This window comes from Comamonas trifloxystrobinivorans (genome assembly GCF_043359985.1).
GTDB classification, from domain to species: Bacteria; Pseudomonadota; Gammaproteobacteria; order Burkholderiales; family Burkholderiaceae_C; genus Comamonas; species Comamonas trifloxystrobinivorans.
Genome location: NZ_JBHZGV010000013.1, coordinates 13,133 through 25,908, shown reverse-complemented (window position 1 = coordinate 25,908; position 12,776 = coordinate 13,133). Strand labels below are relative to the sequence as shown.

Sequence of the window (12,776 nt, the reverse complement as noted above, 5' to 3'; positions counted from 1 at the left end):
CGGCCAGCCTAGTCAAACGCAGCCCGCAAAGCCGCAGCCATCTTGGCATGGCAGGCTTTGGCTTCTTTCAGGGCGCGGCCCATTTTGACAAATTCGTGCGCCACGCCAGCGTAGATCTCCAGCTCTACGGCCACGCCAGCAGCGCGCAGTTTCTCTGCGTACAGCACACCTTCATCGACCAGCGAATCGCATTGCGCCAGGTGCAGACTGGCGGGCGCCACGCCGCGCACATCGGGCGCCAGCAAAGGCGCAAAGCGCCAGTCGTCGCGGTCGGCCGGGCTGCGCGTGTAGTTGCCGAACATCCAGCTGATCATGGGCTCAGTCAGGATCGGGCCTTGGCTGTATTTGGCGTGCGAAGGCGTGTCTTGGTGCGCTGCGCAGCCGGGGTAGATCAGCAGTTGCAGCGCCAAATCAATGCCTGCATCGCGCGCCAGAATGGCACTGGCGGCCGCCAAGGTGCCGCCTGCGCTGTCGCCGCCCACGGCAATGCGGCCGGTGTCCAAGCCCAGCGCCATTCCCTCTTGCACGAGCCACTGCAAAGCGTCCCAGGCGTCGTTGCTGGCGGTGGGAAATTTGTGCTCGGGCGCCAGGCGGTAGTCGACCGACACCACGGCGCAACCCGCCTGGTGCGCCAGCTCACGGCACAAGGTGTCGTGCGTGGCAACGCTGCCAATGGTGAAGCCGCCGCCGTGCGTAAACAGCAGCACCGGTTGCAGCGGGTCCCAGGTAGCGGCGTACAGGCGCGCTGGCAGCTGGTAGCCGTCGCGTGCGGGGATCTGCAAGTCTTCTATCCGCTCCAGCTCCGGCTTAGGAATCTCCAACACGCTGGAGCCGATTTCGTAACCCTGCCGTGCCTGTTCTACCGTCATTTCCCACATGGGCGTGTGCTGGGCGCGAGCCATGCGCTCGACCACGCTGCGCATGGTGGGCGTCAGCTCGGCAAGCACTTCGGCGGGCATGGGCAATTCAACGGCAGCAGAGCGGGAGGGAGATTCAGACATGGAACACAGCCTGCGCCAGCAGCAAGGCCAGCGCACCAATAAAGCAATACAAAATCCGTGCCGGTGGCCAATGGCGCCAACCGCAACGGCAAACCGCAGCGATTATCGGCTATCCGCTCGCCTGGCGCAGGCGGCAGCAGTCTCGCAGCAAAAAGCCGTGCGGCTGGGCAGCGGCACGGCTGGGTGGGAAAAGCGCTGTTGAGGTGCGCTTATTCGAACTGCACTTTCACGGGTTGCGCACCCGGCAGGCCTTTGTATTCCACGGTGATTTGCTGACCGGCCTGTGGCGGCATGAGCGCCGAGAAAGAGCCCAGGCTGATCCAGTCGCCCACTTTCAGGCGGCGGTTTTCGTTTTGCAGCGCCTGGATCAGCCAGACCACCGCGTTCATGGGCTGGCCCATCAGATCGCCACCACGACCGCCGCCAATGCGGGCACCGGTCTGGTCGGTGATGTTCACTTCCATGTGCTGCAGCGCATCGAGCAACTGGTAGCGCTCGGAGCGCAGTTGCGGCACGGCGAGCGCCTCGCCCATCACGCCCAGGCGGGCGCCCACGTTGATGGCTTCGACCGAGGCGCCTTTGAGGGTTTTGGGGTCTTCCACCATCAGATCGGGCAGTTCGATAAAGGGCACGATACGGTCGATGTTGTTGAGCACCTGCAGCGGCGTACTGGCCCGGTTGATGGCACTGCTGGAGACGCGCACCAGCATGTCTGCCTCAAACAGCGGGCGCGCGCCAAACGCGGCAGGCACCGTGCTGCGGTTGGGCAGCAAGCCGCCCTCGTACAAGCGGCCCCAGACCGGGTGGTCGGTACCGAAACGCTTTTGCACGGCGGCGTTCGTGAGCCCGGCTTTGTAGCCAATGGGCTTTTTGCCGGCCGCTTCGAACGCGGCGTTGAGCTTGTTTCGCGTGCATTGGCCATCGGCGTCGCTCATCTCTTCTGCATTAGGCGCCGGAGCCTTGGCTTCGTAGGCCTGGGTCCAGGCCGCAATTTGCGCCTCGTCCAGACAGGCGGCCTGCGCCAGGCCGTTAGCGGCCAATGCGCCAAGCGCAACACACCAAGGGGAAATACGGGAAAGCAAAGGCCGGTTCTGCATGCAAAGTCTCCTTGAGCGATACGAGGAAAAATCGGTTCCGTCCAGCGACCATACCACCCGCTCCGCGCCCGCTCACTAGGGAAAGCGCGATGACGCCAGGCCGCAGCCCAGCGCACTGCGGCTACGCAGGTAGGAGCTTGAGCTAAGTCATGTTGGTGCCCGTCCACAAACAGCTCTACGCTATAGTTATTGAAGAATCCCTGCCCCCGGAGAAAAAGATGCGCAGCGTGTACGAGCCGTCCAACGCCATCCAGGCCCATGTGCTGCAAGACGTGCTGCGCCAGCACGGCATTGCCAGCCATGTGCAGGGCGAGCATTTGCAAGGCGCGATCGGCGAGCTGCCCGCCGGCAGCCTGGTGCGCCTGCTGGTAGATGAAGCCGATTACGAAGCCGCCCGCCGCGCCCTGCAAGACTGGGAGCGGGCCGAGCCCATGGACGAAGATGAGCTGGCCAGCCTCGACAGCCAGGCCACGGCAGCGCCGGCCTCGGCCTCGGCCTTGGAGCCTGAAAGCCGCTTCAGCCTTTGGCGCGCCTGGCAAAAGCCGCTGCCCGAAAACAGCGCCAGCTGGCGCATGCTGGCCGTGCTGGCGGCGGCGCTGGTGCTGTTCTGGCTGGCTTGGTGAACGGGACAAAAGTATCACCCAAAGATACCTTAATGGCTTATAAAGCGCCAACCACCGCAAATACCAATGCCTTGTAACGCAGTTTGCCCACAATCGCAGCCATCGCCCCAGCGCTGGCTTTGACCATCGTTCACAGCAGCAACGGGCTCTGACCACTGCCAATCAATGCGATGATGGCGATGAGGAGAAACTAAGTTCATGACGACGCGTGCCATGCCCCAAAAGAATTCCGACCTGAGCCATATCCAGACCCTGCCCGAACTCTTCCAGTACCGCTGCAATGCCACCCCGGCCGCCGAGGCCTATCGCTGGTTTGACGCTCCCGCCAACCAATGGCAATCGTTCAGCTGGGCCGCCATGCAACAAACCGTGGCGCAATGGGGTCAGGCCATTGCGTATTTGCAGCTGGAGCGCGGCGCACGCATTGCCACCTTGCTGACCAACAGCGAGCACGCCATCTGTATTGACCAGGCCGGCATGGCCCAAGGCTGCGCTACCGTGCCACTGCACGCCAACGACAACCCCGGCAATGTCGCCTTCATCATGGCCGATGCCGGCGCCTCGCTGCTGCTCATCAACAAGCTCGACACCTGGCACAAGATTGTGGCCACCGGCACGGCTTTGCCAGCCCTGCGCTGCGTGGTGGTGGACGACCCGGCGCAAGCCGCCATCACCGAGCAAAGCACAGGCGCACCCCGCGTTGTCCGCTTGCAAGACTGGCTGGCCGAAAGCGCCAACGCCGTAGCCGGCAGCGCCCAGGCTCCGCTCGCCGAAGACCTGGCCGCCATCGTCTACACCAGCGGCACCACGGGCAAGCCCAAAGGCGTGATGCTGAGCCACCGCAACGTGCTCAGCGATGTGAAAGCCGTGCTCGGCCGCGTCGCGCCTACCCAAGATGACGTGTTTCTGTCGTTCCTGCCGGTATCGCACACCTTCGAGCGCACTTGCGGCTACTACCTGCCGATGGCCGTGGCCAGCACCGTGGTGTATGCCCGCTCGGTAGCGCAGTTGGGCGAAGACATGCTCAGCGTGCGCCCGACGATTCTGGTGTCCGTACCCCGCATCTATGAGCGCATCTACGCCAAGATCCAGGAGAAGCTCTCGGGCTCGCCCATCAAGCGCTCCCTGTTTGCCGCCACCGTCTCCAAAGGCTGGGCTCGCCACTGCGAAGCCCATGGCCTGAAGAACACCGACGCCGCGCAAGGTGGCCTGGCACGCCTGCTGCCCTGGAGCATTTTGCAAAAACGTGTGGCGCAACCGGTACTCGATCTGTTTGGCGGCCGCCTGCGCATTGCGGTCACGGGCGGCGCAGCCATCCCCTCGGTGGTGTCGCACAGCTTTCTGGGCCTGGGCCTGACGGTGTTGCAAGGCTTTGGCATGACCGAGACCTCGCCCGTGCTCACCGCCAACTCGCTGGAGCACAACGACCCGTCCACCGTGGGCAAGCCGCTGCAGGGCATGGAAGTGCGCATTGGGGAGAACAAAGAGCTGCAGGCACGCGGCCCGAACGTGATGATGGGCTATTGGAACCGCCCCGAAGACACGCAAAAAGCCTTCACCGAAGACGGCTGGCTCAAAACCGGCGACCAGGCCGAGATGGTGGATGGCGGCGAGGTGCGCATTGTCGGCCGTATCAAGGAAATCATCGTTACCGCAACTGGCGAGAAAGTGCCACCCGGCGATATCGAGCAGGCCCTGTGCGCCGACCCGCTGTTTGAGCAAACCCTGGTGGTGGGCGAGCAGCAGCCTTTCATCGCCTGCATTGCCGTGCTGAACCAAGACGAATGGAAAAAGCTGGCCACCGGCATGGGCCTGGATCCGAACAACAGCGTCAGCCTGCAAGCCCCGGCCGTGCGCAAAGCGGTGCTGGCCCGCATCGAAGCGCTGACGCATGGCTTTGCCAAATACGCCGTGCCCCGCGCCGTGCGCCTGACCACCGAGCCCTGGACGGTAGACAACGGCCTGATGACCCCGACGCTGAAGCTGCGCCGCCCGCAGCTGATGCAAAAGTTCGCTGCCGAGCTGGACGAGATTTACGCCAAGTAAGGCACGCTCGGTCACAAAAAACCGCCAGCGCTGATCACCAGGCGCTGGCGGCTTTTTTCGCCCTGCTTGCGGGCGATCACTGGACGGCTGCGCCCGCTTTACTTGGGAAAGTAGTAATTGATCAGCGCGCCTGCGCCCTCCACGCCGGCTTTGGACGACCATTCGCGGGCGAACTTCTCGCCCATCAGATCAAGCTGGCGGCGCAGCTCGAAAGACGGCTGGCCGATCTTGGTGCCGCGCTCGAGCAGCACTTTTTGCGCGGCCTCGTCGGCGTCCTTGGCCAATTGCCAGCCGCGCGCTTCGGCGTTTTTGGCTGCGGTTTGCAACGCAGTCTTGGCGGGCTCGGGCAGTTTGGCCCAGTGCTTTTCGCTCATCAGCACCAGGTTCTTGGGAATCCAGGCCCGCATGTCGATGAACTGGCCCATGGCGTTCCACGATTGGCTGTCGACCCCGGTGGTGCTGGAGGTGACCATGACATCGACCAGCCCTTCCTGAATGCCCTTGGCCAGGTTGTTGGCGGCGATATCTACCGGCTTGGCACCGGCCACCTCGGCCAGGTATTTGGTGGCGTCGTTGTTGACGCGGAATTTCTGGCCCTTGAAGTCGTCGAGCTTGTTCACCATGCCTTTGGAGAACAGGCCCTGGCCCGGCCAGGGTGCGGTGTAGAGCAAGCGGATGCCCTGCTTTTGCAGCATGGCGGCAATCGGCTCGCGCGTGGCTTCCCACAGGCGCTTGGCGTCGTCGAAGCTGCGCACGATAAAGGGCAGCGAATCAATCGCCAGCAGCGGGTACTGCTTGCTGAAGTTGGACATGAAGATTTCGCCCAGCGCCAGATCGCCCTTGCTGAGCGCCGGCATCACCTCGGTCATCGGCATCAGCTTGGCGTTGGTCACCACCTCGATCTCGGCTGCACCCTGGCTCAGGCTGCCCGCTTCGCTGGCGAACTGCTTGAGGTTTTGCGTGTGGAAGAGTACGTCGGTATACGCGCCCGCGCATTGCAGCTTGGTGGGCGCCGCGCTGGCCAGCCGCGGCAGCGACAACGCCAGACCGGCCCCCGCGCCCATGGCCAGCAGCGCCTGGCGCCGAGACGGGTTTGCAATGCTTGAGCGGTTTGCCATCAAATGTCCTCGGTTGCTGCCCCACATGGCCATTGCAGGGCAACTGGCACAGGGCTGGATTGCGCAATCGCCACCGGCCCCTATGGCTGGCGCAATTGTTAAAAAATGTGAAAAGCGCACGCATCTTACGTGCCTGGTTGCGCTGCGCAATCAGCGTTTGCCTCAGGATCGATTCGCCTTGATCTATGTCATTAGTCACGCACCAAGCCAGCGCCGCCAGCGGCGGCCTGGATTGGCAAAAACGCCTTGTGTATCAGGCAGCGAGGGCGGCATTCAGGTCTTGCGCCCGGTAGTACTGGCCAAAGCGGTTGGCCAGAAAATCGCTGAAGCTGATGTTTTCCTGCCCGATAAAACCTGCCTGCGGCAAGGCCTTTCCGGCCACCAGATCGAGCGCACAACAAATGCCGGCAGCCGTGGTCAGCTGGATGGCGGTGAGCGCATGGCCGGCCACCGTGGTGCCAACGATGCGGGCCGAGTAGGACTCTTGCATCAAACGCCCGTTCTTGCGGCCGGTGGCACTGGCAAACACCACGATCACGTCCTGGCGCGTGGCAGGGATGGCGCTGTCAAAAATCTGGTGCAGCAACTCGCGCTGGTCACGCAGCTTCAGCTCGTTGAGCAGCAGTTTGAGGATGGCGCAGTGGCCGGGGTAGCGGATCGATTTGTAATCCACATTGCGCGCCTTGCCGGCCCAGGTTTCGGTCAAGGTGCCCAGGCCGCCCGAGGTGTTGAAGGCCTCGTACTCAATGCCGTCGAGCGCAAAAGTCTCCAAGCCTTCGAGCGCGTGCACGGTGAGCGCCTCGCCGTCCACCAGCGCTTCACAAGGGTTGATGTATTCGTTGATCAGCCCTTCGGTGCTCCAGGTCAGGTTGTAGCGCAGCGTGCCTTGGGGGTAGCGCGGCAGCGCGCCAACACGCATCTTCAGGTCTTCGAGCTGGTCAAAGCGCTGGGCCAGATCGTTGCCGACAATGCCGATAAAACCGGGCGCCAGGCCGCATTGCGGCATGAGCACACTGTTGGCTTTGCTGGCCAGTTTGCGGATGGCGTGCGTGGCTTGCACATCTTCGGTCAGGTCGAAGTAATGCACGCCCAGCTTGGCCGCCAGCCCGGCCACTTCGATGGCCATGTGGAAAGGCAGCGCGTTGAGCACGGCAAACTGGCCTTGCATCGCAGCGCTCAGATCGCCGCCTTTGCCAATGTGCAGCGTTTCCACGCCCAAGGCTGCCACCGCCTTGAGCGCGGCTTTGGACTGGTCAGCCATGCGCAGCTCATAGCCGCCGGCCGCTTGCAAGAGCACAGCCATGGCGAAGCCAATTTTTCCAGCCCCCAAGATGGTGACTTTCCTGGTTCCGGTGGCTGCGGTTTTCGGGGTTTTGGGGGATTTTTTGCTGGCTTTTTCGCTCATGGTTTTCTCCTTGGATGATCACTGCTGATGGAGAAATGTTACAAGCAAGCCCTGTCAAAATGAATAGATTAAACCGTCATATTATTTGTTTTAACTAGTCATTTAGACAATTTTTATAGACAAAAAGACGGTTATTCATAAACCCGCTAAAAACACGGAGCCCAAGCTTGGCGCCGGCACTGCCCACAAGAGCACCAATGCAAAAAGCCCATGGCTCATCAGGCCACGGGCTTTCAAAGATCAACGGAGCAACGCGCTTATTGCGTAGACAAACCCGTGCTGGCCGGCGGCGCAGCTGCCTCAGCGGCAGCACTTTCAGCCGCCTGAGGTGATTGCATGAAAGCCACCACATCGGGAATATCGTGCCAGTCAAACACCAGGCGGGCGCGCACGCCAATGCGGCCATCGCTGCCGGGGTTCACGTCCCAGTCGCCAATGCCGAGCGCGCGGTTGAACAAGCGCACTTTTTGCCCGGTTTGCAGGTTGGTGGCGTAGATGTTGGAGACGCCCTCTTCCTGCGTCAGCGCGATCGGGCCCTGCGCTGTGGGCAGCCATTGCACTTTCCAGAAATAGTGGGAGTTGTTCTTCATGCCCATGGTGTCAAAGAGCGACTCGAAGCTCTGCATCTGCTTGCACTTGCTGACAGCCCAGTTGACGCGGCGGCATTCGGAGTGGATCGCGATGGTTTTTCCTTCCAGTGGAATGTTCAGCGGAATCAGCTGGCCGTTTTGCATGTTGAGCAAGGCATAGTCTTCCTTGCGCGTGGCGCCCAGCGCGGAGCCGACCGCTTGCAGGGCAGACATCATGTCCGTCAACTGGTTGCCCTGACCGGATTTGACTTCGCTTTCTTTCTCCAGCAGCACAAAGCCGGTCGCGCCCACATCACCGCGTTGCATGGGCGTCAAAAAGTAACCTGCTGGCACAGACACGCTCTGCAGGCCGCCACCCGTGCGATAGCGAAACGCTGAGGAGCCACGGCCCACCAAAAAGCCATCGGAGAGCACCGACATGGTTTCGCCAAACACGCTTTGGCCGGTAGCCGTGGTCACCACCCAGCCCTTGCTCTCTTGCACGGCGGTGGCGATGGTCAGGCTCTGGTGTGGCGGCGCCGGGCTGAAGGCCTTGATGACAACGCCATTGCGCCCTTGCAGCGCGTAGGTGCCAGCGCCGCTGACCGGGTTGACGGCATAGCTGAAGATGCGGCCATCCGGGTCCAGCACCGCGCTGCCATTGATGTCGAAACCATCGCGCCGCTGGTTCACGGCAAACGGAGTGGGTTTGGGTGGCCAGGCCCGGATGGCCTGCGCCAACTGCGCTTCGGTGGTGCTGGCCGTGGCTGCTGCGGGCGCGGCAGCAGACGTTGGCGCCTGCATCTGCATCATGGGAGCGGAGCGCTGCATCTGCATCTGGCTGGCCGCCATTTGCACGCCGGCGGCCGCGCCCATCATGCGGGCAATCTGGTCGCGCATGGCTTTGACTGTCATCTCCGCCTGCTCTTGCGACAGCTCCATGCCTTGCGCCTTGTACTGTGCGCGGGTCATCTCCACCATCGTGCGCTCATTGGCGTTCCACTGCTCTTGCGGAACGCCTTGGGCGGCGGCCAGCCCCAGGTGCGCCGCCATCAGGGCGGCCAGAACGGCACGCAGCCCTTGCTTGGTACTCTTCATTTGCTTTATCTCTATAATTTTGATGCCTCCCCCGCGGCGGCATCGCAGTGCGCTGTGTAGTCGCTGCGTCGCATTGTATGTAAACAAATGTATCTAAACTGTCCCGGTTTTGATACCTCGGGCTGCCCGTCTGGTGCGCCGTTTCACATGGGGCCTTGCGCCCACCCTGCACCATGAGCACCACCAACACTTTGATGCGTTACCTGATTGCCCGCGAAATCCGCAAAGGCAAGTCTTATGAAGAGCTGATGAGCAAGCTCGAAGCGGCCGGCTTCAGCCCCGAGCATTCGCGCACTTTTATCGCCCAGGCCGAGCGCAAGGCGCTGGCACGCAACCGCCGCTGCGCGGTGATTTCTTTGCTGGTGGTGCTGGTGCTGCTGGCCCGCGTGATCTGGGGGCCTTATGCCGACCACCCCGATATGCAGATGCTGATGGGCATTTTGGCCGCGCTGTTTGCGGCAGCCGGTTTTTACTTCTGGTTTGTGGCGCGCTGGCAGGCGCCGCTGCCCAAGGCGCCCAATCCGGCAGCCAACTCGGCGCCTTGACGGCCGGAGCCCGCCCGCGCTGAGCGCGCCCCGTTGGGCAAGTGTCAGCCGGTGACCATTTTGCGCATCCAGTCGGGCAAGTCGACGGCTTTTTGCTGGTCAAAATCCACCCAGACCACGGTCGCGCCGCCGTTGGCGTAGACCTTGCCGGGCTCGCCGACCTTTTCGATCTCGTACCAGCTCTCGTAAGCGGTGCGGGCGGCGTCGCTGACATACATTTTCACCACCAGTTTTGCCGGGTATTCCACCTGGCGCAGGTAGTTGCAAAAACAGTTCACCACCACCGGGCCCTGGTTGCCCTCGTGCGGCGTGTCGCGCGTGGAGCGCATCCACTCGACGCGCGCTGTCTCCATGTAGCGAAAGTACATGATGTTGTTGACGTGGCCGAGCGAATCCATATCGCCCCAGCGCACATCCATCGGCGAGTCGTGAACCCAGCGTTTGGTCTCAGGCAGCAAAATTTTCATAAGCGCGCATCTTACGGTTTGCCGGCCCGGCTCGGGCAGTGCGCTGTCGCCGACTTTCGCATCTGCGAACCCAGCGTCTCAAAAAAACAGAGCTGCCACAGGTATTTACCGCAATAATCTAGGGCTAACCCTAGGAACATGGCAGTTACCGCACTGCAACATACACATAAAATCGACGGGTTGTATCAGATCATGCGCGCGAGACATGGCCGGCGGTCTGGTTTGCCTTTTTAAGAATCATACATACGTACACGGAGCCCCGATGACCAAGGAAGAGATACTGGCCCAGTTTGGCCCCCGCGAGTCGATGGAATACGACGTTGTGATCGTCGGTGGCGGCCCCGGCGGCCTGGCCACGGCCATCCGTTTGAAGCAATTGGCCGCGGAAAAAGGCACGGACGTCTCCGTCGTGGTGCTGGAAAAAGGCTCCGAGCCCGGCGCGCACACGCTCTCGGGCGCCATCATGGACCCGCGCGCACTGACCGAGCTGATCCCCGATTGGAAAGAAAAAGGCGCGCCGCTGAACCAGCCGGTGACCGAAGACGCGATGGTTTTTCTGTCAGAAAAATCCGGTCTGCGCACGCCCAACTGGCTGCTGCCACCCTGCTTTCACAACGAAGGCAATTACATCGTGCAGCTGGGCTTTGTCGTCAAGTGGCTGGCCGAGCAGGCCGAAGCCCTGGGCGTGGAAATCTTCCCCGGCTTCGCCGCTGCCGAAGTGGTGTACAACGAAGACGGCTCGGTCAAGGGCGTGGCCACCGGCAACATGGGCGTGGGCAAAGACGGTGAACCCACCGACGAGTTCCAGCTGGGCATGGAGCTGCATGGCAAGTACACGATTTTTGCCGAGGGCGCACGCGGCAACCTGGGCAAGCAGCTGATCGCCAAGTACAAGCTGGACGAGGGCAAAGACCCGCAAACCTACGGTATTGGCGTCAAGGAATTGTGGGAGATCGACCCGCAGCGCCACCAACCCGGTTTTGTCATGCACACCGCCGGCTGGCCGATGAACAATGACACCTACGGTGGCGCTTTCCTCTACCACCTGGACGACAACAAGGTCACGCTGGGCTTTATCACCGGCCTCGATTACTCCAACCCCTACCTCTCGCCGTTTGAAGAGATGCAGCGTTGGAAAACCCACCCCAATATCCGCTACTACCTGGAAGGCGACGAGTCCAAGGGCATCAAGCCGGCCAAGCGCATTGGCTACGGTGCACGCGCCATTACCGCCGGTGGTCTGATGAGCCTGCCCAAGACCGTGTTCCCTGGTGGCGCACTGGTCGGTTGCGATGCGGGCTTTTTGAACGTGAGCCGCATCAAGGGCAGCCACGCCGCCATCAAGACCGGCATGCTGGCCGCTGAAGCGGCGTACGACGCCATCGTGGCCGGCCGCCAGGGCGACGAGCTGAGCGCCTACCCGGCCGCCTTCGAAAAGAGCTGGCTGTACGAAGAGCTCAACAAGAGCCGCAACTTCAAGAGCTGGTTCAAGAAGGGCCTGGTCACCGCCTCCATCATGAACGGCCTCGAGCAGTTCGTGCTGCGCGGCAATATCCCCTGGACGCTGCACCGCGACAAGCCCGACCATGCTTACTTGAAGCCCGCGGCCGAGTGCAAGCCCATCGATTACCCCAAGCCCGATGGCAAGCTGACTTTCGACCGCCTCTCCAGCGTCTTCATCAGCAACACCAACCACGCCGAAAACCAGCCCGCCCACCTCACGCTCAAAGACGCCTCGGTGCCGGTGAACGTGAACCTGGCCAAGTTTGCCGGGCCTGAGAGCCGCTACTGCCCGGCCGGCGTGTACGAGTTTGTCGCCGACGAGGAAAAAGGCGGCAACGCCCAGCGCCTGCAGATCAATGCGCAAAACTGCGTGCATTGCAAAACCTGCGATATCAAGGACCCGACGCAAAACATCGTCTGGGTCACACCCGAAGGCGGTGGCGGCCCGAACTACGCCGGCATGTAAACTCCACAACCCCCATGGCCGGCAACGGCCATTTTTCGTTTTTGGCGTCTCTGAGCCATATCAAAAATACGTTTGAGCGCCAGATTTGCCGGTGTTAGCCGACAAGCCGCGCCCACCCAGCCACCCCACAATCGGCCCCATGTTGCGCCTTTGCCATCGCCTTCTCATCTGCCCGGGCCTGCTGCCTGCAGCTGCTCAGCGGCTGGGCGGGCGCTTGCTGCTGGGCGCCGCCTTGGGCCTGGGCTGGCAGGCAGGCGTGCAAGCCGCGGGCTCGGTCCACGCGCCCACGAGGTCAGCGCCAGCGGTGGAGCTGAAGCTGGCCTCGGCCACCCATCTGGAGCTCGAACGCTACATGGGCCTGTGGTACAAGGTCGCCAAAATCGACAGGCCCAAAGAAGAGATCCACACCCGAGAGCGTTTTGAGCTGATGCAGCGCTACGACGGCACGGTGCGCGCCATCTACACCTCGTACCTGCCCATGAGCAACCGCTGGGACCGGGTGGAAGACTATATGGAGCCGATCGACCGCCAAGGCAACACCTTTGCCAGCCACCAACGCATGCCGCTGCCCGTGACTTTCCGCGTGCCGCGCTTTGGGCCGTTTGCCGTCACCTTTGAGCTGCTGGCCCTGGACCCGCGCTACCAATGGGCCATCGTCAAAGGCCCGACGCCAGGCGCTTTGTTCATACTGTCGCGCAGCAACGACGTGGCGCCAGAAACCCGCCGCGCCTTGGACAAGCTCGCCCAGAAACTGCACAGCAGCAGCGAGCCTTTGCACTGGGCAGCAGCAGAAACCAGCTTCTGAGCCTGCGCGGCCCGCGCTGCACAGTTTTCCTGC

General features: G+C 62.2%; 12 protein-coding genes. 6 read left to right on the top strand and 6 right to left on the bottom strand.

Going from position 1 to position 12,776, the window contains the following annotated elements; all coding sequences use genetic code 11:
- Window positions 1-8: 8 nt before the first annotated feature.
- Complete coding sequence (locus ACFIQF_RS16675) at window positions 9-1,001, bottom strand: alpha/beta hydrolase (RefSeq protein WP_393944590.1); 993 nt, start codon at window positions 999-1,001, stop codon at window positions 9-11.
- Between ACFIQF_RS16675 and ACFIQF_RS16670 the strand changes: the two genes are divergently transcribed.
- Entirely contained in the window at window positions 1,000-1,203 is a 204-nt protein-coding gene (locus ACFIQF_RS16670; RefSeq protein WP_393944589.1) for a hypothetical protein, read from the top strand. The genes ACFIQF_RS16675 and ACFIQF_RS16670 overlap by 2 nt on opposite strands.
- Window positions 1,204-1,210: 7 nt before the next feature.
- Here the strand turns inward: ACFIQF_RS16670 and ACFIQF_RS16665 are convergent, their stop codons facing one another.
- Window positions 1,211-2,098, bottom strand: a complete 888-nt coding sequence (locus ACFIQF_RS16665; protein WP_393944587.1) for a 2-keto-4-pentenoate hydratase — start codon at window positions 2,096-2,098, stop codon at window positions 1,211-1,213.
- A 149-nt stretch (window positions 2,099-2,247) separates the two neighbouring features.
- Here ACFIQF_RS16665 and ACFIQF_RS16660 point away from each other — a divergent pair, with 149 nt between their 5' ends.
- Both ACFIQF_RS16660 and ACFIQF_RS16655 read left to right on the top strand, forming a co-directional pair.
- Window positions 2,248-2,721, top strand: a complete 474-nt coding sequence (locus ACFIQF_RS16660; RefSeq protein WP_393944586.1) for a putative signal transducing protein — start codon at window positions 2,248-2,250, stop codon at window positions 2,719-2,721.
- 198 nt (window positions 2,722-2,919) lie between these two features.
- Entirely contained in the window at window positions 2,920-4,767 is a 1,848-nt protein-coding gene (locus tag ACFIQF_RS16655) for an AMP-dependent synthetase/ligase (RefSeq protein WP_393944584.1), read from the top strand.
- A 98-nt stretch (window positions 4,768-4,865) separates the two neighbouring features.
- Here the strand turns inward: ACFIQF_RS16655 and ACFIQF_RS16650 are convergent, their stop codons facing one another.
- The 3 genes from ACFIQF_RS16650 to ACFIQF_RS16640 all read right to left on the bottom strand — a co-directional run bounded on the left by ACFIQF_RS16650 (window position 4,866) and on the right by ACFIQF_RS16640 (window position 8,957).
- On the bottom strand, window positions 4,866-5,885 hold the full coding sequence (locus ACFIQF_RS16650; RefSeq protein WP_393944583.1) for a TRAP transporter substrate-binding protein: 1,020 nt from the start codon (window positions 5,883-5,885) through the stop codon (window positions 4,866-4,868).
- A gap of 253 nt (window positions 5,886-6,138) precedes the next feature.
- Entirely contained in the window at window positions 6,139-7,290 is a 1,152-nt protein-coding gene (locus ACFIQF_RS16645; protein ID WP_393944581.1) for a saccharopine dehydrogenase family protein, read from the bottom strand.
- A gap of 257 nt (window positions 7,291-7,547) precedes the next feature.
- Window positions 7,548-8,957, bottom strand: coding sequence for a hypothetical protein (locus tag ACFIQF_RS16640; protein WP_393944580.1), 1,410 nt, complete (start codon window positions 8,955-8,957; stop codon window positions 7,548-7,550).
- 173 nt (window positions 8,958-9,130) lie between these two features.
- Here ACFIQF_RS16640 and ACFIQF_RS16635 point away from each other — a divergent pair, with 173 nt between their 5' ends.
- The gene (locus ACFIQF_RS16635; protein ID WP_393944578.1) at window positions 9,131-9,502 is read left to right on the top strand and encodes a hypothetical protein; all 372 of its coding nucleotides are present in this window, start codon (window positions 9,131-9,133) and stop codon (window positions 9,500-9,502) included.
- A gap of 44 nt (window positions 9,503-9,546) precedes the next feature.
- Here the strand turns inward: ACFIQF_RS16635 and ACFIQF_RS16630 are convergent, their stop codons facing one another.
- Entirely contained in the window at window positions 9,547-9,969 is a 423-nt protein-coding gene (locus tag ACFIQF_RS16630; RefSeq protein WP_393944576.1) for an acyl-CoA thioesterase, read from the bottom strand.
- 262 nt (window positions 9,970-10,231) lie between these two features.
- Between ACFIQF_RS16630 and ACFIQF_RS16625 the strand changes: the two genes are divergently transcribed.
- Complete coding sequence (locus tag ACFIQF_RS16625; RefSeq protein WP_393944575.1) at window positions 10,232-11,938, top strand: electron transfer flavoprotein-ubiquinone oxidoreductase; 1,707 nt, start codon at window positions 10,232-10,234, stop codon at window positions 11,936-11,938.
- 139 nt (window positions 11,939-12,077) lie between these two features.
- On the top strand, window positions 12,078-12,743 hold the full coding sequence (locus ACFIQF_RS16620; RefSeq protein ID WP_393944573.1) for a lipocalin family protein: 666 nt from the start codon (window positions 12,078-12,080) through the stop codon (window positions 12,741-12,743).
- Window positions 12,744-12,776: the final 33 nt, after the last annotated feature.

What these genes read in the sequence shown, in the direction of transcription:
- ACFIQF_RS16670 (WP_393944589.1), top strand. Translation starts at nt 1,000, where the DNA reads ATGGAACACAGCCTGCGCCAGCAGCAAGGCCAGCGCACCAATAAAGCA.
- ACFIQF_RS16675 (WP_393944590.1), bottom strand. Translation starts at nt 1,001, where the DNA reads ATGTCTGAATCTCCCTCCCGCTCTGCTGCCGTTGAATTGCCCATGCCC.
- ACFIQF_RS16665 (WP_393944587.1), bottom strand. Translation starts at nt 2,098, where the DNA reads ATGCAGAACCGGCCTTTGCTTTCCCGTATTTCCCCTTGGTGTGTTGCG.
- ACFIQF_RS16660 (WP_393944586.1), top strand. Translation starts at nt 2,248, where the DNA reads ATGTTGGTGCCCGTCCACAAACAGCTCTACGCTATAGTTATTGAAGAA.
- ACFIQF_RS16655 (WP_393944584.1), top strand. Translation starts at nt 2,920, where the DNA reads ATGACGACGCGTGCCATGCCCCAAAAGAATTCCGACCTGAGCCATATC.
- ACFIQF_RS16650 (WP_393944583.1), bottom strand. Translation starts at nt 5,885, where the DNA reads ATGGCAAACCGCTCAAGCATTGCAAACCCGTCTCGGCGCCAGGCGCTG.
- ACFIQF_RS16645 (WP_393944581.1), bottom strand. Translation starts at nt 7,290, where the DNA reads ATGAGCGAAAAAGCCAGCAAAAAATCCCCCAAAACCCCGAAAACCGCA.
- ACFIQF_RS16640 (WP_393944580.1), bottom strand. Translation starts at nt 8,957, where the DNA reads ATGAAGAGTACCAAGCAAGGGCTGCGTGCCGTTCTGGCCGCCCTGATG.
- ACFIQF_RS16635 (WP_393944578.1), top strand. Translation starts at nt 9,131, where the DNA reads ATGAGCACCACCAACACTTTGATGCGTTACCTGATTGCCCGCGAAATC.
- ACFIQF_RS16630 (WP_393944576.1), bottom strand. Translation starts at nt 9,969, where the DNA reads ATGAAAATTTTGCTGCCTGAGACCAAACGCTGGGTTCACGACTCGCCG.
- ACFIQF_RS16625 (WP_393944575.1), top strand. Translation starts at nt 10,232, where the DNA reads ATGACCAAGGAAGAGATACTGGCCCAGTTTGGCCCCCGCGAGTCGATG.
- ACFIQF_RS16620 (WP_393944573.1), top strand. Translation starts at nt 12,078, where the DNA reads ATGTTGCGCCTTTGCCATCGCCTTCTCATCTGCCCGGGCCTGCTGCCT.